We start from the raw sequence: 19,135 nt of genomic DNA, 5'->3' as shown, positions 1-19,135 counted from the left end.
TGCAAGTCAAGGAATGGCGAAAAAGCGATTGAAACAGTCTGCAACAAGGGTTGCCCCCTCCTCGTCATTCAAGTGCAAGTGATGCCCGCCTGGCAGCTGTTCGTGGCTAAAGGGTAGACGCTCCAGCAACTCGGGATGCTTGCCGAGCATGCCGTCGGCCGCGACCACCAGGTGCGCCGGACAACTGACGCGCCGGGCAAAGGACAGCGCCTGCTCACTGGACAGGCGCAGGGGTGAAGGCAGTGTCAGGCGACTGTCAGTGCGCCAGGTGTAACCGCCCGGCACCGGCATCAGCCCGCGCTCGGCGAGCAATTCAGCCGCTTCACGACTGACCGCCACCAGGCCTTTCATCCTCACTTGCACAGCCTGGTCAATGCTGCTGTAGACCGGTTTGCGCTTGCCTTGCAGGTCCAGTTGCGCCTGCAACGCCATGCCCATGCGCTCGGCAGCATTGTCATGTTCCGCCGTGGGGGGAATCACCCCGTCGATCAACGCCAGGTGCGTCACGCGCTCGGGCATGGCACCCGCCAGCACCACCGAGACAATCGCCCCCATGGAATGGCCAAGCAGGGCAAATCGGTGCCAGCCCATCTGTTCGGCAACGTGCAGCACGTCGTGGGCGTAATCCCACAGGGCATAACCGGCCCCCAGGGGGCGATGCCCGGAATGACCATGCCCGGCCATATCCAGGGCCAACACGCGCAAGCCCTTGAGCCGGGGTGCCAGCCTGGCGAAGCTGTTGGCGTTGTCGAGCCAGCCATGCAGAGCGATCACTGGCAGGCCGTCTTCAGGCCCGAACAGGTGGGCGGCCAACTCGATGTGCGGCAGGTTCAGGCGCACCTCCGTGACGCTGCTCACGCGCATTCCCGGTCGCTGCGACCGGCCCAGCGCTGGAACAGCTCCTTGAGCAATCCGGCGGTGTCTTGTGGCCGTTCGAGGGGGAACATGTGGCCGCCGGGCACAGTCAGGGACTCGCCCTGAGGCATGCGGGCCACCGCGCTGGCGTGATGACGCATGACCACCCGGCTCTGCCGCCCACGCACCACCGCCAGCGGCACCTGCAACTGACGCGTACGACCAGGACTGGTGTGCGGCACCCCCCGGTAGATACTGATCTCGGTGGCCGGGTCAAAACGCAACCGCAAACGATCGCCGACCTTGTGCAAACCATGTTGCAGGTAGGCGTCGAAACACTCCGGGTCGAAACCGCGGAACAGGCTCTTGCCGGCAAAGTAATGCCGGGCTGCCTCGAGGTCGGCAAACTCTTCCCGGCGCCCCAGGGTGCGGCCGGCGGGGGTCAGGCGGTCGATTAAACCAAAACGCTTGGCCGCGCGGATCACCCACTGATCGGTACGGGTCAGCACGGGCGAATCAAGCATCACCACCCCGCGGTACAACTGCGGGCAACGCAATGCGGCGTGCAGGTGCAGGACGCCGCCGAAGGAATGCCCCACCCCCCACACCGGGCCTGGTTGCTGCTCCAGGTGATGGATCAACTCGTCCACCAGGTTGAACCAGTTGTCGTCCGCCGGAAACCGTGGGTCATGGGCGTGCTGCTGCAGATGCGCGACTTGATACTCCGGCGCAAGTGCGGCAAACAACTTGCCGTAGGTGCCTGAAGGAAAGCCATTGGCATGGGCGAAAAAAATCTGCTGCGGCATAACGACATATCCATAAACAAAATCAAGGGTTGATTGTCCGCAAGACCCAGGTCCGGGGCAATGACCGTAACTGCCAGGAAGGGTGACAGTCAGGCCATGGTTATGTTGATCGCCCACGCCCCAGCAGCAGCGGATCAGCGTGCTGGAGGTGCCTCACCCAGCGGCACCACCGCCATGGTCAGGCGCGACACGCAACTGGCCTTGCCTTCATCGCTGCTCAGGCGAATGTCCCAGACGTGGGTGGTACGCCCGATGTGGATCGGCCTGGCCACCGCCGTGACCCGCCCGCTGCGCAGCCCTCGCAGGTGGTTGGCATTGATTTCCAGGCCAACGCAATAGAACTTGCTCGCATCGATGCACAGGTAACTGGCCATCGAGCCAACCGACTCGGCCAGCACCACGGAGGCGCCGCCATGCAACAAGCCGTAGGGCTGATGGGTGCGGTGATCGATCACCATGCTGGCGGTCAGCGATTGCTCGTCAAACGACTCAAAACGAATATCCAGCACTTCGCCAATGGTGTTTTTCTGAATCGCATTCAGTTGTTCAATGTTTGGAGCAGTACGCCACAGACTCATCTCTTGGTCCCTTATTGCTGTTGTTTGCCTCAATCCTGCCACAGCACCGCTTCGCTGCGCGCGCTCCATTCTTCGAAGCGCGCACCGTAGGTGGCCTCGATCACGTTGCGCTTGATCTTCAGGGTCGGGGTCAGAAAGCCGTTCTCCACCGCCCAGCTGTCCTTGACCACCACCAACTGGCGTAGGCGCTCATGTTTGTCGAGGGCGCCATTGACCTCTTCGAGCAGGCTTTCCAGGCTCGCATGCAGGGCATTTCGCGCCGCGCTGGCGGCATCCTGCAGTCCCACCGCCGACAGCACGCACAGGCCCAACGGCGCACTCAGGCCGTCGCCAACCACACACACTTGCTCGATGCGCGAGTGCACCGCCAGGCGGTTCTCGATCGGTGCCGGGGCCACGTACTTGCCCTTGCTGGTCTTGAAGATTTCCTTGAGCCGTCCGGTCAGGCGCAAATAACCCTCGGCGTCCTGCTCGCCCTTATCGCCGGTGCGCAGAAATCCATCTTCGGTAATGGTCTCGGCGGTTTTCTGCGGCTCCTTGAAATAGCCCTGCATGGTGGCGCCGCTGCGCACCTGCACCTCGCCCGTTGTGTCGATGCGCACTTGCACCTCAGGGCACGGTTTGCCGATCCAGCCGGGGCGTTGCTGGCCCGGCAGGGAGATATGCGAATAACCGCAACTTTCGGTCATCCCGTAGACCTCCAGCACATCCAGTCCCAGGCGCTTGTACCAATGCAGCAGGGCCAAGGGCACCGGTGCAGCGCCGGACAGGGCAATGCGCAAGGCATCCAGGCCCAGGCCGGCCAGCACCTTGTGCCCGACCCGCTTGCCGATGATCGGCAGGCCCAGCAAAAAATCCAGGCGTCGGGCCGGGATCTTGCTGTAGACCCCCATCTGGAACTTGGTCCAGATCCGCGGCACGCCAAACAACGCCGTGGGCCGGGCGCGCTGCAAATCAACCAGGAAGGTATCGAGGCTCTCGGCAAAAAACACTGTTTGCCCGGTATAAATCGATGCCATTTCGACAAACATGCGTTCGGCGACATGGCACAGCGGCAGGTACGACAACAGTCGATCCGACTCAGTGAGGTTGAACAACTGGGTGCCATGGGTGGCGGCAAAGCCGAGGTTGGCAAAGCTGTGCATCACCCCTTTGGGCAGGCCCGTGGTGCCGGAGGTATAGATGATGGTCGCCAACTCGTCGGCATCCGGCGTCGGGTTGTCCTGGATCGGTGAACTGCGCTGCAGGTCGGCCCAACTGTAGTCAAACGTCGCCGCGGGGCACAGTGGCAGGCTGATGGTGGGCAGGTCGGCGCTGACGCCCTTGGACATGCCTGGCCAGTCATCCAGCTTGCCGATGAATGCCAGGGCCGCCTGCGAGTGCTCCAGCACCTGGGCCACCGACTCGGCCGTCAGGTTGGGGTACAGCGGCACCGACACATGCCCGGCCATCCAGATCGCCAGGTCAGCGATGATCCAGTGCGCACAGTTTTTCGAGATCAGGGCAATGTGGCTGCCCTGGGGCAACTCCCGGGCGCGCAGCCAGTGCGCGGCGCAACGAGCCTGGTGACCGACATCGGCCCAGGTCAGCGTTTCGACCTGGCCGCCCCCGATGGGCTGGACCATGAACCGCTGGCGCGGGTGGCGGGCTTCACGCTCGTAGAACACTTGCAGCGGCAAACGAAAAGCGGCGGGCATGGAATGCGCTCCTGTTTTTGTTCGGTGTCGCCGCAAGCGTAGACCAACCAAGCGATTGCTTGGTTGTCTATTTCAAACAAAAAACCCCGCCCCTGAGCGCCGGGGTATTACGGGTGTTTGAGGCTGTTGAGCTTCATCAGCCCGGCCAGCGGCCACTCGCCTTCGAGTTCCGCCAGGCCTGCCGTGCGCACGGCCACAGGCTCCTGCAGATGACCGTGCTGCAAAAACCCCAGCAGATTGCCCACCAACGGGTTGTGGCTGACCAGCAGCACGTTGTCCACCGAGGCCAGTTGCTCGGCCACGGCTTGCGGGCGGCTGTCGGGGGTCAGCCATTCGACGGTGCGAATGTCTGGCACGAAACCCAGGGCCTCGCGCACCAGTTGTGCCGTTTGCTGGGCACGCAGATAGGGGCTGGCGTAGATCGCGGTCAGCGGCTCGCCGATCAACCGGGCGGCACTGCGCAAGGCTTCCTCGCAGCCGTGGGGCGTCAATGCCCGCTCCGAGTCCGGACGCGAACCATAGGGCTGGGCTTCACCATGGCGCAACACCCAGACTTTCATAGTTTTGGCTCCTCATCACGGACCGGATGTGGTGCTGGCGCCACTGTGTGCGGGGCCTCGCCTTCCGGGGTGCGCGGGGTTGGCCAGTCGGCAAACGGCCAGGGTTTCTGGTCGCTGTGGAAGCTGCCGAAACGGCCGATCTGCGCGAGGAACTGGCTGAGGCTGTCACCGAAGTTCATCAGCCCGGCACTCGGGGCACCATAAATCAGGCGGTAGACCAGTTGCACCAGCACCACGGCGCCGAGAATGAATTGCGCCACCTGCCACACCAGCACAAACACCAGCATCCACAGCACCCGCAGGAGGATCGACTCGTACCTGGCTTCTACTTTGGGTTCGTTCATGTCTTGCTCCCTGCCCCCGTCAATCGAGGGCTCAGTTGAAACCGCTGGTGGAGATAAAATCGACATCGGTTTTCGGCTCGCCACGCATCAGCAGTTCAATCACCTGCTCCAGCGTGCGCCCTTCAAACAGAATGGCGTGCAGGCCGGCGACCAACGGCATATAGACTCCGACTTCCTGGGACTTGGCCTTGAGCACCTTGAGGGTGTTGACGCCCTCGGCGACCTCGCCCAGGCGGTTCACCGCATCCTCCAGGCTCAAGCCCTGGCCCAGGGCAAAACCCACCTGATAGTTGCGGCTCTTGGGTGAAGAGCAGGTGACAATCAAGTCGCCGACCCCGGCCAGACCGAGGAACGTCATCGGGTTGGCACCACGATTCACCGCAAAACGGGTCATTTCCGCCAGCGCCCGGGTGATCAACATGCTCTTGGTGTTTTCCCCCATGCCCAGCGCCACGGCCATGCCGGCGATGATCGCGTAGACGTTTTTCAGCGCGCCACCCAACTCGACCCCAAAACGGTCGGCACTGGCGTAGACGCGGAAGGTCCGGCCGTGCAGCGCGGCTTGTACGCGCTGGCACAGCTCTTCGTCCTCACTGGCCACCACCGTGGCCGTCAGGGCGTGCTCGGCGACTTCACGGGCCAGGTTCGGCCCGGAGAGCACCCCGATACGCGCTTGCGGAGCGATTTCCTCGAGGATCTCACTCATCAGCATGAAGCTTTGCGCCTCAATACCTTTGGTCAGGCTCACCAGGAACTTGCCACTCAGGCGCTCGGCATGGGGTGCCAGCACCGAGCGCAGGGCGCTGGACGGCAGTGCGACAAAACTCAGATCACAATCGTCGAGGGTGGCCTGCAGATCGGTGACCGGCTCCACGGCCGGATGCACCTTGATACCTTTGAGGTAGCGTGGGTTCTCGCGGTTGACTCGAATGGCCTCGGCCTGCTCGGGGTCGCGCATCCATTGGCGAACCGCATGACCGTTCTCAGCCAGCAGATTTGCCACAGCGGTACCAAAACTCCCGCCCCCCAGGACCGCAATCGGGCGCTGTTCATTCATATGTAGTCCATTAATCCATTGCAATGGCGATGACAGCATTATACGGGGCGGCCGTGCATCGACCAGCCCCACGAACAATTACCGACATCAGTAGGACGCTAGACAACAAAACGAAGGAAAACGCTGACATCGTGACTGGAAAACTCGACCAGCTCGGTTAACATGCGCCCCATCCAAACGGTATCAAGGCTGTTCCGTGGTTGCTGGTCCCTCCCCCCTCCATTCTTCGCTGGCCCTGGCGTTGCTGTTCAGCGACACCTTGCTGGCCGATGACCTGTTCCTGGAAAACCTGCCGCTGCCACAAGTGCTGACCGCCACCCGACTCAAACAGTCGCCCGCCGCCGTGCCGGGCAGCATGAGCGTGCTCGACAGCGAACTGATCAAGGCCAGCGGCGCGCGGGACATCAGCGAGCTGTTGCGGCTGGTACCGGGGATGATGGTGGGCAACATCAACGGCAACCAGGCGGTGGTCAACTACCACGGCAGCAATGCCAGTCAGGCGCGGCGCATGCAAGTACTGATCGATGGGCGCTCGGTGTACCGCGCCGGCCTGGCAACGGTGGACTGGAGCGATATCGCGGTAGCGCTGGAAGACGTTGAGCGCATCGAGGTGTTTCGCGGGCCCAACACCGTCAGCTACGGCGCCAACGCGCTGATGGCCGTGGTCAACATCATTACCCGCGCCCCGGCCAACAGCCATGGCACACGGGTCAAAGTCACCCGCGGCCAGCGCGGGATCAATGACTGGTACGCCAGCCACGGCACCGGCTGGGGCAGTGGCGACCTGCGCCTGTCGTTGTCGGGCCAGGAAGACGACGGCTTCGACTCCGACCAGCGGGGTGCGGACTACCACGACAGCCGGCGCCTGGACCGGGTCAACCTGGCCATCAGCCAGACACTCGACGAGCAGCACAGCCTCGACTGGCAGCTCAACGCCAAGGACGGCAGCAATCAGCGGCCCTATACCTACCGTCCGGTATTCCCCGGGATTACCGCCGCCGGAAACAATTCCGACGTGAGCGCCAAGAATTATTCCACCTCCCTGCGCTGGAACCTCGACCTGAACCCCGAGCACAGCCTCTATGTCCAGGGCACGGCGCAGCACTGGGATCGCCAGCAAACCTGGCGCGCCTGTGATGCCGAAATATCGTTCAGCCCGCAACTGGCGGAGCTCTGGCAACTGGACCCGAACTACACCGAGCGCCTGGCGCGCAACATGGACAGCTTCACCGCCAGCGGTGCCCCGAGCTCGACGCCAGAGCAGGAGGCACTGGCCAACCAGGCCCTGGCGCAGTGGCGAGGCGGCGCCAACCGGACCGTCTGCGGCAACATCGACCAAAGCACCCGGGAATCGCGCTACGACCTGGAACTGCAGGACACCCTGAGCCTGTCCGATAGTCTGCGCCTGGTCAGCGGCTTGAACTATCGTTACGACCGGGCCGACTCCGAGACCTACTTCAATGGCACCCTCGATGACACCACCTCGCGCCTGTTCGGCCAGTTGGAGTGGCGTGCCACCGAGCACTGGCTACTGCAGGGCGGTGCAATGTACGAAAAAACCCGTTTGATCGGTGACTCGCTGACCCCGCGCTTCGCGATCAACTACCTGATCAACCCGCGCCATGGCCTGCGCGCGGTGTACTCCGAAGCCGTGCGCTCGCCCGACATGTTCGAGAACAACGTCAACTGGAGCTATCGGGTGACCGGGCTCAACCCCACGGCCTACGGCAGGCCCAACGCCCGTTATTTCGTCAAGACCCGCGGTCCCGGCGATCTCGAGCAGGAACACATGCGCTCGCGCGAACTCGGCTACAACGGCTATTTCGCCCAGTTGGGCCTGAACCTCGACGTCAAGCTGTTCCACGACGAGATCACCGGGATGATCAGCGAGTCGCTGCGCAACAATCAGTTCATTGCCAGCAATTCCAACACCGCTCGCTTTCAAGGTACGGAAACCCAGCTCGACTGGCGCCTGAGTGCTGTCGACCGATTGCGCCTGACCTACGCCTATGTCGACGCCGAGGCCAGCAGCCCCCAGGACCAGCAATTGACCGCGCGCAACAGTGGCTCCGCCGGCTGGCTGCGCGATTGGGGCAACGGCTGGAACAGCGCGCTGTTCTACTACGGCGACGACGCCCTCAATGGCTACCGTTTCGAACGGCTCGACTCGCGCCTGGCCAAACGCATCGCCCTGGGCAAGGCCAGCCTGGAGCTGGCCGGCACCCTGCAACAACGCCTGGACAATCAGCCCAACACCTTCGCCGACAATTACTACGACTCACGCCACGTGCTGTACTTCAGCGCCGAGCTGGTGTTCTGAGATGGTTCTTGCGCGTATGTCGACCAGCCTGCTGAACCACCTGCTTCGTTGCCTGGGGCTGCTGCTGCTCGGCTGCCTGGCCGCCCTCCCCGTGCGGGCAGCCGATATCCTCCTGACGGGGGCCGAAGACAGTCCCGGCGTGCAGGCCTTTACCCAGGCCCTGGCCCAGCAGCGGCCCAAAGACACTGTGCGCTTCATGCCATTGCGCGAGTTGCCGCCGCCCGCCCGCATCCCCTGTACCACCCGCCTGATTCTGCTCGACCTGGCCAGCCTCGACTGGCGCCTGCAAGACCATCAAGGCCCTCCCACCCTGGTGCTGCGGATCAGCCGTCTGCAAGCCAATCAACGCGTGGGCGACACCCGTCCTCTGCACCTGAGCCTGCTGTGGAGTGATCCACCGCTCAGCCGCCAGTTGCGCCTGACCCGTAGCCTGCTGCCGCAAGCCAGGCGCATTGGCGTGTTGTTCGGCAAGGACAGCGAGTTCCTGCTCAAGGAGCTGCACGGCGCCGCCCATCGCCTGGGCATGGAAGTCGTCGCCGAGCGCTGGGACAACACCAGTGACAGCCGGCCCCTGCAAACGCTACTGAAAAACAGCGACGTGCTGCTAGGTCTCGACGACCCCGAACTGTACAACCCGAAAACCGCAAAAAACCTGTTGCTCAGTAGCTATGGCCAGCAACGGGCGCTGATCGGACCGAATGCCGGGTTCGTCAAGGCCGGCAGCCTGGCCAGCAGCTACAGCGACCAGAGTGACTGGCTGGCGATCCTCGACGAGTTGCTCGACCGTCCGCCGGCCAGTTGGCCCCGCAGCCTCTACCCCACGCGCTTCAAGGTCGCCAGCAACCCGCAAGTCGCGCGCTCCCTGGGCCTTGAACAGATCGACCCCGTGGCGGTGGCTATCCAGTTGGCCGAAGGAGACACCTGGCCATGACCTTCCGCCGCCACTGGGGCATCAATACTCGCACCCAGGTCATCAGCCTCGGCCCGGCCCTGCTGCTGACCCTGCTGCTGATCAGCTTCTTTACCTTCGTGCGCATCCAGGACTTGCGCCAGGAACTCAATCACACCGGCCAACTGGTGGCCAATCAACTGGCCCCGGCCACCGAATATGGGGTGATTTCCGGCAACAAGGAGGTGCTCGAGAGCCTGATGAAGGCCACGCTGGCCACCCCTCACGTGCGTTTCCTGCAGGTCCAGGACAGTGCCAACAACGTTCTGGTGTACGTCGAGCAACCGTCGCTTTCCCGCGGACAGCCACAGCAGATCGAGGTATTCCAGGCACCGGTGCGCCTGCAACGCATCCAGCTCAATGACGACTTCCTGCAGGCCGCGCCCCCGCCCAGCGGCATCACTGAAGACTATCTGGGGCGGGTGATCGTTGGCATGTCCAACGATGCCTTCAGTCAGCGCCAACAGGAGATCGTCCTCAAGGCGGGCATCCTGGCGCTATTCGCCCTGCTCTTTACCTTCCTCCTGGCCCGGCGCCTGGCCGCCAGCCTGTCGGAACCCATCAGTGCCATGGGCAACGCGGTGAAGGCCATCCAACAAGGCGACTACAGCACCCCGCTGCCGATCGTCGACGATGCGGAGTTGGGCAGCCTGTCGCGGCATATCAACAACCTGGCCGATGGCCTGGAGCACGCCAGCCGTGAACAGCAGCAGGCCATGGCGCAACTGATCCAGACCCGTGAAGAGGCGGAGAAGGCCAACAGCGCCAAATCCGACTTCCTGGCGATGATGAGCCACGAACTGCGCACCCCCATGAATGGCGTGCTGGGCATGTTGCAGCTTCTGGAAACCACCCAGATGACCGACGAGCAAGTCGAGTACGCCGCATTGGCGTCGGAGTCCACCGAGCATTTGCTCAAGGTGATCAACGACATTCTGGATTTCTCGCGCATCGAACGAGCCCCCCTGGAACTGGAGCACATCCCGTTCAACCTCGCCGACCTGATCAACAGTTGCGCCCAGGCGTTCGCCCACAGTGCGCAGCAACGCGGCCTGAACCTGCAGCTGCAATTGGCCGACGGCATGCCGGCCCTGAACGTGCAGGGCGATCCGACACGTATCCGGCAGATCCTGGTCAACCTGATCGGCAATGCCCTGAAATTCACCGAGCACGGCCAGGTGTCAATCCAGGCGCAGTGGCAGTCGCTGGACCACGAACTGCTGTGGTTTACCTGCACGGTGCGCGACAGCGGCATCGGCATCTCCCCGGACAACCTGGAGCAGATGTTCAACGCCTTCCAGCAGGCCGACAGTTCGATTTCAAGGCGTTATGGCGGTACCGGCCTGGGACTGCCGATCGCCCGCACCCTGGCCGAACGCATGGGGGGCACACTGCGCGCGCAAAGCGTGGAAGGCCAGGGCTCGGTCTTTACCCTGGAAATGCCCCTGGCCTTGTCGCGCCAGACCTTGCCCACACCGGCGCCTGCCGCGCGGGTGCCGAGCGGCAATGGCGAAGGGCGCAATGTGTTGCTGGTGGAGGACAACCCGGTCAACCAGACCGTGATCGAGGCCATGCTACGCAGCCTGGGCTTCACCGTCAGCGTCGCCACCGACGGCGCGCAGGCGGTTCGCAGCGCCGAGAGCCTGATTTTCGAGGCGATCCTGATGGATTGCCGGCTGCCGATCATCGACGGCTACGAAGCCACGCGGCAGATCCGGCAACTGCCCGGCTGCAGCGAAGTACCGATCATCGCCCTGACGGCCAACGCCTTGCAGGGTGACCGCGAGGCCTGCCTGGCGGCGGGAATGAACGATTACCTGGCCAAGCCTTTCAAACGTACTGATCTGCAGCAAATTCTCCAGCGTTGGCTGCAGTAGTACCGCCTAATCGAGCATCTGCGACTGGCGCGAAAACCGAAAGTGCGGCAGTCTTAGTCACCTCGACAGGCTCGATTTTGGGCTTGAATAATAATTTCAGTGCACAAGTGTACATTCATGTCCCTTGTCCTGTGACTTTCACCACAACGCAATAGTCTATGAGTAGGCTGCCGGTTCAAGGCATGAATGCTTTGATCGGCCGGGAAGATTTGCCCCACCTGCCGCATGGGACTATTGAGGAGCTCGCATGACCAAACAAAACGCCTTTACTCGGGAAGACCTGCTGCGCTGCAGTCGCGGTGAGCTGTTCGGCCCAGGTAACGCGCAACTGCCCGCCCCGAACATGTTGATGGTGGATCGCATCACCCATATCAGCGAAGAGGGTGGCAAGTACGGCAAAGGTGAATTGGTCGCAGAGCTGGATATCACTCCGGACCTGTGGTTCTTCGCCTGCCACTTCGAAGGTGATCCGGTGATGCCGGGCTGCCTGGGCCTCGACGCCATGTGGCAACTGGTCGGCTTCTTCCTCGGCTGGCAAGGCCTGCCAGGCCGCGGCCGTGCCCTGGGTTCGGGCGAAGTGAAGTTCTTTGGCCAGGTCCTGCCGACCGCCAAGAAAGTCACCTACAACATTCAGATCAAGCGTGTACTCAAAGGCAAACTGAACCTGGCCATCGCCGATGGTTCGGTCAGCGTTGACGGCCGCGAGATCTACACCGCCGAAGGCCTTCGGGTCGGCGTTTTCACCTCCACTGACAACTTCTAAGGGTTATCCGCATGCGCCGCGTCGTTATCACTGGTCTAGGCATCGTTTCGTGCCTGGGCAATGACAAAGAGACCGTCTCCGCTAACCTGCGTGCAAGCCGCCCTGGCATCCGGTTCAACCCGGAATATGCCGAAATGGGTCTGCGTAGCCAGGTTTCCGGCTCCATTGACCTGCCCCTCGAAGAACTGATCGATCGCAAGATCTATCGCTTCGTCGGCCACGCGGCGGCTTACGCCTACCTGGCCATGAAAGACGCCATCACTGACTCCGGCCTGACCGAAGAGCAAGTGTCCAACCCGCGTACCGGCCTGATCGCCGGCTCCGGTGGCGCATCGACCCTGAACCAGATGGAAGCGCTGGATATCCTGCGCGAGAAAGGCGTCAAGCGCGTCGGCCCATACCGCGTGACGCGGACCATGAGCAGCACCGTTTCCGCGTGCCTGGCCACTCCGTTCAAGATCAAGGGCCTGAACTACTCCATCGCTTCTGCCTGCGCCACCAGTGCTCACTGCATCGGTACCGCCATGGAACAGATCCAGATGGGCAAGCAGGACATCGTGTTCGCCGGCGGCGGTGAAGAAGAGCATTGGAGCCAATCGTTCCTGTTCGACGCCATGGGCGCACTGTCCAGCCAGTACAACGAAACCCCGGAAAAAGCCTCCCGTGCCTACGACGCCAAGCGTGACGGTTTTGTCATCGCCGGCGGTGGCGGCATGGTCGTGGTTGAGGAGCTGGAGCACGCTCTGGCCCGTGGCGCGAAGATCTACGCGGAAATCGTCGGCTACGGCGCGACTTCCGACGGCTACGACATGGTCGCACCAAGCGGCGAAGGCGCTATCCGCTGCATGCAGATGGCGATGTCCACCGTTGATGCACCGATCGACTACCTGAACACCCACGGCACCTCGACTCCGGTCGGCGACGTCATGGAAATGAAAGGTGTGCGTGAAGTGTTCGGCGCCAAGGCACCGGCCATCAGCTCCACCAAGAGCCTGTCGGGTCACTCCCTGGGCGCCGCCGGCGTTCACGAAGCGATCTACTGCATGCTGATGATGGAAGGCAACTTCATGGCCGGTTCGGCCAACATCGACGAGCTGGATCCGGAAGTGGCCGACATGCCAATCCTGACCAAGACCCGTGAAGACGTAGCCTTCAACACCGTGATGAGCAACAGCTTCGGCTTCGGCGGCACCAACGCCACCCTGGTCCTGCAGCGCTGGCAGGGTAAGTAATACCCCGCCGCACCGCCGCATAAAAAACGCCCCGACTGGTTCGGGGCGTTTTTTTGTCTGCGATTGCTGCTTAGCGCACGGTGAAACTTTGCTGCGTCAGCAAACGATCGCCTTGGAACACCATGAAGCGCCATTCGCCCGGCACCACTTCGTGGCTCTCGGTGAATTCATAGGCCATCACATCCTGCGGGGCACCCGGCAGCAGCTTCTGGACCACCTCCAGTTTGTCGTGACGCACACCGTCGGGGGTGCGAATGCCCGGGGTAAAGTACAGCAACGTCAGCGGCTGCCCCTCGACCGCCTTGCCGGCCAACTGATAGCGGATACCGAACTTGGTGCCCAACTTGGCTGGCACCGTTTCGGTCTGGCGGATCGACTCGTTGCTGCGCCGCAACACCCGCTCCCCTGACTGCAGATCGGCCTTGGCCCCTTCGAACACACCATATTCCACTGGACCTTGCACGCTGACCTCGGCGCTGGCCAGGCCGCTGAGCAGCATCAGCGCCGCCAATGCAGATAAACGAGTGAGGGACATATCGCGCTCCTTGATTGAGATGGGCGCGAGGGTATGACACCCGGGTGACAGGCTGATGACAAACCGCCACTCAGCGCGCCCCTTGCGTCACCGTACGCGGCAGGACCGCCAGGAAGTTGTCTCGCGCCACCCGACGCGCGACCTCGGGCGGCAAGGCATCAAGAAAGGGGGTAAAGCCGTGCATCTGTTTGCCCAGGGTCTTGAAGCGCCCGACCACGTCGGAACCCAGCATGAAACGCTCAGGGAAGCGCGTCACCAGGCTTACCCATTCCGGGCGAGGTTGCCCCGCCTCATCCAGCAGATAAGGCGTGAGCACGCTCCAGGACAGGTCGATGAACAGATTGGGGTACGCTTCGAGCAGCCGCGTCAGGGTCGGCAGCAGGAAATCCAGCTGGGTTTGATGCCGATGGATTTCCAGGCTGGTGCCAGCGTGCGCCCAGATAAACCGGGTATGGGGATGATTGCGCAGCGGCTCTTCGATCTCGGCCAGGTACAGCGGGTTTTTCTCGCGCTTGGAAGTGATGTTGGAATGCACCAGCACCGGCAAGTCGTTCTCCGCCGCCAGGTGGTAAATCCGCGTCATGGCCTCGTTGTTCGCTCGCGGCGTGTCGCCGGAGGTCAGGGCGGTCAAGTCGTCATGCCGGGTAAACACCTCGCCTATGCCCTGCCACAAGCCGGGATTGAGGTCGAGCATGCGTTGGATATGCGCCTCAGAGTTCTTGTCATTGGGATTGAAGCCTGAGAGGAACGGATGAAACTGTTGGCGCTGTTCGGGGGTCAGCTTGTTCACCGCGGCGGCGACAATCACATCAGTGGCGCTGTACCAGTAGGCATCGGCATCATCCCCGGCGTAATAGCGCGGGCGCTTGGGCTCGTCTTCATGCCACTTCTTCGCCACCGGGACCCCGGAAATCATCACATGCTCAATGCGATTGTCCGCCATCGCCTTGAGCAGCTTCGGCATGCCGGCGGTTTCCTGGAAAAAATCCACATAGTGCAGGTGTGCATCGCTATAGGCGTACTCACGGGCGTCCGCCAGCCCGCTGAGCAGCACCAGCAACCAGGCAGTATTCCAGGGTTTCAAAGACACGCGCGCACTCCCCAACAGATGAACAGGATAGACCCCGCGCCACGCCCAAGGGTTCAGCGATAAAGAAAGTGGAACGCCTGATTGCGCGAATGCTCTATAACTGCAGGGTGTTTTTCCGTCGTCTCCCACTGCCAGAGAGGTAACCCATGACCATTACCGTCAATACTGAATCCAGTGAAGGTTTTCGCCACAGCGTGCAGATCGATGAGCATGAACTGTTTGCCGATGTCCCGGTATCCGCAGGCGGCGAAGGCTCCGCGCCTGAGCCCCACGACTACTTCGACGCCGCTCTCGGGGCGTGCAAGGCGCTGACCCTGAAGCTGTACGCGCAGAAAAAAGGCATCCCGCTGACCGGCGTCACGGTCGAGGTCAAGCACGACAACAGCGAAGAGCAGAAAGGCAAGTACGCCCTGCACGTCAAGCTGACCCTCAAGGGCGTGCTCACCGATGCCCAGCGTGACGAACTGCACCGGGTGGCCGATCGCTGCCCGATCCATAAGCTGATGACCACCAGCGAAGTGAGCATCGAAACCCACCTTTCCGAAGGCGCCTTCAGCCAATAGCGGCAAGTGCCGGCTGTGCGGGTTATGCTCAACGGCATCTTTCGTACAGCCTGGAATGCCCCATGACCGCACCGCTCGTGATCCGCCCGCGCCCCGAAGAGGTCGAAGGCCAGCCGATCCTGCGCCCGCTGCCCTCGGCCAAATGCCGCAGCGTCGGGCCTTTCGTGTTTTTCGACCACATGCTCCACACCCGCTACCCGGCCGGCCACGGCATGAACATCCGCCAACACCCGCACATCGGCCTGTCGACCCTGACCTACCTGTTCGAAGGCCAACTCCTGCACAAGGACAGCCTGGGCTCCGAGCAACTCGTCCAGGCCGGTGACGTCAGCTGGATGACCGCCGGCCGCGCCATCGCCCACGTCGAACGCACGCCCGCCGAGCTGTGGGACCAGGACTTCAGCATGCACGGCCTGCAAATCTGGCTGGCCTCGCCCAAGGAACACGAACAAGGCCCAGGCCACTACAGCCACCACCCGGCCGCCAGCCTGCCGGTCAGCGATAACCTGGGAGTAAAAATCCGCATGATCGCCGGCACCGGTTTCTGCCTTGAGTCCCCGGTCCCCATACTCTCCCCGACCCTGTACGCGGAACTGCAACTGCAAACCGCGACCACCCTGCTGATCCCCACCGAACACACAGAACGCGCGCTCTACGTCCTCAGCGGCGACGCCCAGCTCAACGACCAGCCCATCGAACCCCACTCGCTGGTGATCCTGCCAAGCGGCGAAACAATGACCCTGTTCGCCGAGAGCGACTGTCACGCCATCCTCTTCGGCGGCGCCCCCATGGACGGCCCACGCCGGATCAACTGGAACTTCGTTGCCAGCGACCCGAGCGCCATCGAAGAAGCGCGCCGGCGCTGGGCAGCAGGTGACTGGCCAAGTGTTCCGGGGGAAAGCGAGAGAATTGAGTTACCCAAAGGCAAAGGCTGAGGCGGGCAGGTTTTTTTGTGGGATGCGCTGCGAGAGGATTGGGGGGTTACACCGAGAGCTTTGGTGTGGAGCAAGCCGCCATCGCGGGCAAGCCCGCTCCCACAGAGATATTCCAGCGCGGGAAAGCAGGCCGACGGGTAGGTCGCCGTGCCCTGGCTTTTGATCTTGATCCACCCGGAGGGCGATGCCCCCAATCCCCTACCCCGCAAACACCTCATCCAACAAATCATGCATCGACCTGAAGGCCCGCCCCGCCACCTTGGCGTCATACATCATCATGCCCGGCACATTGGCATGCCGATCGGTAAACGAGTGAAAGGCCCCGCCATAACTCAACAACTGCCAATCCACACCCGCTGCATTCATCTCGGCCTCGAAGGCCGGCAACTGCTCCTTGGGCACCAACGGGTCAGACGCCCCGTGCAGCACCAACACCGAGCCCTTGATGCTCTTCGCATCGCTGGCATCCGGCGTATCCAGCGTACCGTGGAACGACACAGTCGCCTTCACCGGCGCCCCCGTGCGGGCAAACTCCAACGCACAGCAGCCGCCAAAGCAGAAACCGAACGTCGCCAGCCGAGACACATCGACCGCCGCCTCACCCTGGCCCTGCAACTGCTCGAACGCCACCTGCATACGCTTGCGCAGCAACGGCCGGTCATTCTTCAGCGGCATCATCGCCGCCCCCGCCTGATCGTTGTCCTGCGGTCGAACCGCCTGACCATAGAGGTCGGCAATCAGCACCACATAGCCCTTGGCCGCGACCGCCTTGGCAATCTCCTCGGCACCCGCACCAACGCCCATCCAGTTCGGCGCCATCAACAGGCCCGGACGCGGACCTGAGTGAGCGGCATCGAACGCCAGGCGACTTTCGTATGGCTGGCCATCAATCTGATAGACCACGGAACGCACAGTGATTTGACTCATGACTCACTCCCGTCAATAAACGCCAGAAGGAAAAAACCCGCCGAAGCGGGTTTTTCTACAACCTGTTTACACCGACAGCTCAACCAGCAGCTTGTTCAGCCGGCGCACATAAGCGGCCGGATCCTTGAGACTGTCGCCGGCCGCCAGGGCCGCCTGATCGAACAGGATGTGCGACAGATCACCGAACCGCTCGTCACTCTGCTCCGCGTCGAGCTTCTCGATCAGCGGGTGAGCCGGGTTGAATTCGAAGATCGGCTTGGAGTCCGGAACCTTCTGCCCGCTGGCTTCAAGGATCTGACGCATCTGCAGGCCCAGGTCCTGCTCACCGATGGCCAGGATCGCCGGCGAATCGGTCAGGCGATGGGAAACCCGCACCTCGGCAACAGCGTCGCCCAGCGCGGTTTTCAGACGCTCAACCAGGCCTTCCTTGGACTTGGCGACTTCTTCCGCTGCTTGCTTGTCCTCGGCCGAATCCAGGTTACCCAGGTCCAGGTCGCCACGCGCCACGTCGACAAAGCTCTTGCCGTCGAAATCGCTGAGGTAGCTCATCAACCACTCGTCGATGCGATCGGTCAGCAGCAGCACTTCGATGCCTTTCTTGCGGAAGACTTCCAGGTGCGGGCTGTTCTTGACCTGTGCGTAGGTTTCGCCGGTCAGGTAGTAGATCTTGTCCTGGCCTTCCTTGGCGCGTGCCAGGTACTCGGCCAGGGAAACCACTTGCTCGCCCTCTTCACCCTGGGTAGAGGCAAAGCGCAGCAGGCCAGCGATCTTCTCTTTGTTGGCGAAATCTTCGGCCGGGCCTTCTTTCATCACCTGGCCGAAGTTTTTCCAGAAGCCTTTGTATTGCTCAGGATCGTTCTTCGCCAGTTTTTCCAGCATATCCAGCACGCGCTTGGTCAGCGCCGACTTCATCGAATCGATGATCGGGTCTTTCTGCAGGATTTCCCGCGACACGTTCAGCGACAGGTCGTTGGAATCGACCACACCCTTGACGAAACGCAGGTACAGCGGCAGGAACGACTCCGCCTGGTCCATGACGAACACCCGCTGCACGTACAGCTTCAGGCCTTTAGGCGCTTCACGCTGGTACAGGTCGAACGGAGCACGGGCCGGCACGTAGAGCAAGGAGCTGTATTCCAGCTTGCCTTCGACCTTGTTGTGGCTCCAGCTCAGCGGATTCTCGAAATCGTGGGCGATGTGTTTGTAGAACTCCTGGTATTCCTCGTCCTTAATCTCGGTACGCGGACGTGTCCACAGCGCGCTGGCACGGTTGATGGTTTCCCATTCAACCGCAGGCGGCTCTTCACCTTCGGCCGCCGTGACTTCTTTCGGCAGTTCGATCGGCAGCGCGATGTGGTCGGAGTACTTCTTGATGATGTTGCGCAGGCGCCAGCCATCGGCGAACTCGTCTTCAGCGGATTTCAGGTGCAGGACGATACGGGTACCGCGATCGGCTTTTTCAATGGTCGCGACTTCAAAATCGCCTTCGCCCTTGGACGACCAGTGCACGCCTTCGCTTGCGGCGAGGCCGGCACGACGGCTGAACACTTCAACCTGGTCGGCAACGATGAACGCGGAGTAGAAACCCACGCCGAATTGACCGATCAGGTGCGAATCTTTCTTCTGGTCGCCCGTCAGGTGTTTCATGAAATCAGCAGTGCCGGACTTGGCGATGGTGCCCAGATGCGTGATCGCATCTTCGCGGCTCATACCGATGCCGTTGTCTTCGAGGGTGACGGTCTTGGCGTCTTTGTCGAAGCTCACACGGATTTTCAGTTCCGCGCCGCCTTCCAGCAACTCAGGCTTGGACAGGGCTTCGAAACGTAATTTGTCGACAGCGTCAGAGGCGTTGGAGATGAGTTCGCGAAGGAAAATTTCCTTGTTGGAGTACAGCGAATGGATCATCAGGTGCAGCAGTTGCTTTACCTCGGTCTGGAAGCCCAGGGTTTCCTTTTGAGTTTCCACGCTCATGGTCATCAAACTCCGATTGGATGGCAGTGGCCGCGCCCTGAAGGGTGGCGGCGGGATGTCATTCAAGTTGGGGGCG

General features: G+C 62.1%; 18 protein-coding genes. 7 read left to right on the top strand and 11 right to left on the bottom strand.

Features of this window, described 5'->3' with window-relative positions:
• Positions 1-6: 6 nt before the first annotated feature.
• From PspS04_RS07855 to PspS04_RS07825, 7 genes are all read right to left on the bottom strand, one after another.
• The gene (locus PspS04_RS07855; protein WP_159994466.1) at positions 7-864 is read right to left on the bottom strand and encodes an alpha/beta hydrolase; all 858 of its coding nucleotides are present in this window, start codon (positions 862-864) and stop codon (positions 7-9) included.
• On the bottom strand, positions 855-1,661 hold the full coding sequence (locus PspS04_RS07850; protein ID WP_095167569.1) for an alpha/beta fold hydrolase: 807 nt from the start codon (positions 1,659-1,661) through the stop codon (positions 855-857). Before PspS04_RS07850 ends, PspS04_RS07855 begins: the two co-directional genes overlap by 10 nt.
• Before the next feature lie 134 nt (positions 1,662-1,795).
• Positions 1,796-2,239 carry a hotdog fold thioesterase gene (locus tag PspS04_RS07845; protein ID WP_095167567.1) on the bottom strand — a complete coding sequence of 148 codons (444 nt, stop codon included), beginning with the start codon at positions 2,237-2,239 and terminating at the stop codon, positions 1,796-1,798.
• A gap of 29 nt (positions 2,240-2,268) precedes the next feature.
• Entirely contained in the window at positions 2,269-3,936 is a 1,668-nt protein-coding gene (locus PspS04_RS07840) for an AMP-binding protein (RefSeq protein WP_159994464.1), read from the bottom strand.
• Positions 3,937-4,043: 107 nt separating this feature from the next.
• Positions 4,044-4,496, bottom strand: a complete 453-nt coding sequence (gene sixA, locus PspS04_RS07835; protein ID WP_159994462.1) for a phosphohistidine phosphatase SixA — start codon at positions 4,494-4,496, stop codon at positions 4,044-4,046.
• Positions 4,493-4,840: a DUF4389 domain-containing protein gene (locus PspS04_RS07830; protein WP_095167563.1), complete on the bottom strand. Its 348-nt coding sequence runs from the start codon at positions 4,838-4,840 to the stop codon at positions 4,493-4,495. Before PspS04_RS07830 ends, sixA begins: the two co-directional genes overlap by 4 nt.
• A gap of 31 nt (positions 4,841-4,871) precedes the next feature.
• Positions 4,872-5,897 (bottom strand): NAD(P)H-dependent glycerol-3-phosphate dehydrogenase, encoded by a 1,026-nt coding sequence (locus PspS04_RS07825; RefSeq protein WP_159994460.1) that lies wholly within the window; start codon positions 5,895-5,897, stop codon positions 4,872-4,874.
• A 196-nt stretch (positions 5,898-6,093) separates the two neighbouring features.
• On the opposite strand from PspS04_RS07825, the gene PspS04_RS07820 reads away from it, so the two are divergent.
• The 5 genes from PspS04_RS07820 to fabB all read left to right on the top strand — a co-directional run bounded on the left by PspS04_RS07820 (position 6,094) and on the right by fabB (position 13,038).
• On the top strand, positions 6,094-8,217 hold the full coding sequence (locus tag PspS04_RS07820) for a TonB-dependent receptor plug domain-containing protein (RefSeq protein WP_159994458.1): 2,124 nt from the start codon (positions 6,094-6,096) through the stop codon (positions 8,215-8,217).
• Between the two features lies 1 nt (position 8,218).
• A complete protein-coding gene (locus PspS04_RS07815; RefSeq protein ID WP_237234967.1) occupies positions 8,219-9,148 on the top strand; it encodes an ABC transporter substrate-binding protein in 930 nt (309 codons plus the stop codon).
• Positions 9,145-11,043, top strand: coding sequence for an ATP-binding protein (locus PspS04_RS07810; protein ID WP_095167558.1), 1,899 nt, complete (start codon positions 9,145-9,147; stop codon positions 11,041-11,043). Before PspS04_RS07815 ends, PspS04_RS07810 begins: the two co-directional genes overlap by 4 nt.
• 247 nt (positions 11,044-11,290) lie before the next feature.
• Complete coding sequence (gene fabA / locus PspS04_RS07805; protein ID WP_010211704.1) at positions 11,291-11,806, top strand: 3-hydroxyacyl-[acyl-carrier-protein] dehydratase FabA; 516 nt, start codon at positions 11,291-11,293, stop codon at positions 11,804-11,806.
• An 11-nt stretch (positions 11,807-11,817) separates the two neighbouring features.
• Positions 11,818-13,038 (top strand): beta-ketoacyl-ACP synthase I, encoded by a 1,221-nt coding sequence (fabB, locus tag PspS04_RS07800; protein WP_095167556.1) that lies wholly within the window; start codon positions 11,818-11,820, stop codon positions 13,036-13,038.
• Between the two features lie 70 nt (positions 13,039-13,108).
• Here fabB and PspS04_RS07795 read toward each other — a convergent pair whose 3' ends face one another.
• Positions 13,109-13,573, bottom strand: a complete 465-nt coding sequence (locus tag PspS04_RS07795) for a DUF3859 domain-containing protein (protein WP_095167555.1) — start codon at positions 13,571-13,573, stop codon at positions 13,109-13,111.
• 70 nt (positions 13,574-13,643) lie between these two features.
• On the bottom strand, positions 13,644-14,663 hold the full coding sequence (locus PspS04_RS07790) for an amidohydrolase family protein (RefSeq protein WP_237234966.1): 1,020 nt from the start codon (positions 14,661-14,663) through the stop codon (positions 13,644-13,646).
• Between the two features lie 146 nt (positions 14,664-14,809).
• On the opposite strand from PspS04_RS07790, the gene PspS04_RS07785 reads away from it, so the two are divergent.
• A complete protein-coding gene (locus PspS04_RS07785; protein ID WP_095167553.1) occupies positions 14,810-15,226 on the top strand; it encodes an OsmC family protein in 417 nt (138 codons plus the stop codon).
• 62 nt (positions 15,227-15,288) lie between these two features.
• The gene (locus tag PspS04_RS07780) at positions 15,289-16,161 is read left to right on the top strand and encodes a pirin family protein (RefSeq protein WP_159994456.1); all 873 of its coding nucleotides are present in this window, start codon (positions 15,289-15,291) and stop codon (positions 16,159-16,161) included.
• A gap of 198 nt (positions 16,162-16,359) precedes the next feature.
• Here the strand turns inward: PspS04_RS07780 and PspS04_RS07775 are convergent, their stop codons facing one another.
• On the bottom strand, positions 16,360-17,088 hold the full coding sequence (locus PspS04_RS07775; RefSeq protein ID WP_159994454.1) for a dienelactone hydrolase family protein: 729 nt from the start codon (positions 17,086-17,088) through the stop codon (positions 16,360-16,362).
• A gap of 66 nt (positions 17,089-17,154) precedes the next feature.
• A complete protein-coding gene (gene htpG, locus PspS04_RS07770) occupies positions 17,155-19,059 on the bottom strand; it encodes a molecular chaperone HtpG (protein ID WP_159994452.1) in 1,905 nt (634 codons plus the stop codon).
• Positions 19,060-19,135: the final 76 nt, after the last annotated feature.

The sequence above is a fragment of the Pseudomonas sp. S04 genome, assembly GCF_009834545.1.
In the GTDB taxonomy this organism is placed as follows: domain Bacteria; phylum Pseudomonadota; class Gammaproteobacteria; order Pseudomonadales; family Pseudomonadaceae; genus Aquipseudomonas.
Note: the sequence above shows the minus strand (reverse complement) of the source record. Positions and strands in the feature narration are given on the sequence as shown.

What these genes read in the sequence shown, in the direction of transcription:
- PspS04_RS07855 (WP_159994466.1), bottom strand. Translation starts at nt 864, where the DNA reads ATGCGCGTGAGCAGCGTCACGGAGGTGCGCCTGAACCTGCCGCACATC.
- PspS04_RS07850 (WP_095167569.1), bottom strand. Translation starts at nt 1,661, where the DNA reads ATGCCGCAGCAGATTTTTTTCGCCCATGCCAATGGCTTTCCTTCAGGC.
- PspS04_RS07845 (WP_095167567.1), bottom strand. Translation starts at nt 2,239, where the DNA reads ATGAGTCTGTGGCGTACTGCTCCAAACATTGAACAACTGAATGCGATT.
- PspS04_RS07840 (WP_159994464.1), bottom strand. Translation starts at nt 3,936, where the DNA reads ATGCCCGCCGCTTTTCGTTTGCCGCTGCAAGTGTTCTACGAGCGTGAA.
- sixA (WP_159994462.1), bottom strand. Translation starts at nt 4,496, where the DNA reads ATGAAAGTCTGGGTGTTGCGCCATGGTGAAGCCCAGCCCTATGGTTCG.
- PspS04_RS07830 (WP_095167563.1), bottom strand. Translation starts at nt 4,840, where the DNA reads ATGAACGAACCCAAAGTAGAAGCCAGGTACGAGTCGATCCTCCTGCGG.
- PspS04_RS07825 (WP_159994460.1), bottom strand. Translation starts at nt 5,897, where the DNA reads ATGAATGAACAGCGCCCGATTGCGGTCCTGGGGGGCGGGAGTTTTGGT.
- PspS04_RS07815 (WP_237234967.1), top strand. Translation starts at nt 8,219, where the DNA reads ATGGTTCTTGCGCGTATGTCGACCAGCCTGCTGAACCACCTGCTTCGT.
- PspS04_RS07810 (WP_095167558.1), top strand. Translation starts at nt 9,145, where the DNA reads ATGACCTTCCGCCGCCACTGGGGCATCAATACTCGCACCCAGGTCATC.
- fabA (WP_010211704.1), top strand. Translation starts at nt 11,291, where the DNA reads ATGACCAAACAAAACGCCTTTACTCGGGAAGACCTGCTGCGCTGCAGT.
- fabB (WP_095167556.1), top strand. Translation starts at nt 11,818, where the DNA reads ATGCGCCGCGTCGTTATCACTGGTCTAGGCATCGTTTCGTGCCTGGGC.
- PspS04_RS07795 (WP_095167555.1), bottom strand. Translation starts at nt 13,573, where the DNA reads ATGTCCCTCACTCGTTTATCTGCATTGGCGGCGCTGATGCTGCTCAGC.
- PspS04_RS07785 (WP_095167553.1), top strand. Translation starts at nt 14,810, where the DNA reads ATGACCATTACCGTCAATACTGAATCCAGTGAAGGTTTTCGCCACAGC.
- PspS04_RS07780 (WP_159994456.1), top strand. Translation starts at nt 15,289, where the DNA reads ATGACCGCACCGCTCGTGATCCGCCCGCGCCCCGAAGAGGTCGAAGGC.
- PspS04_RS07775 (WP_159994454.1), bottom strand. Translation starts at nt 17,088, where the DNA reads ATGAGTCAAATCACTGTGCGTTCCGTGGTCTATCAGATTGATGGCCAG.
- htpG (WP_159994452.1), bottom strand. Translation starts at nt 19,059, where the DNA reads ATGAGCGTGGAAACTCAAAAGGAAACCCTGGGCTTCCAGACCGAGGTA.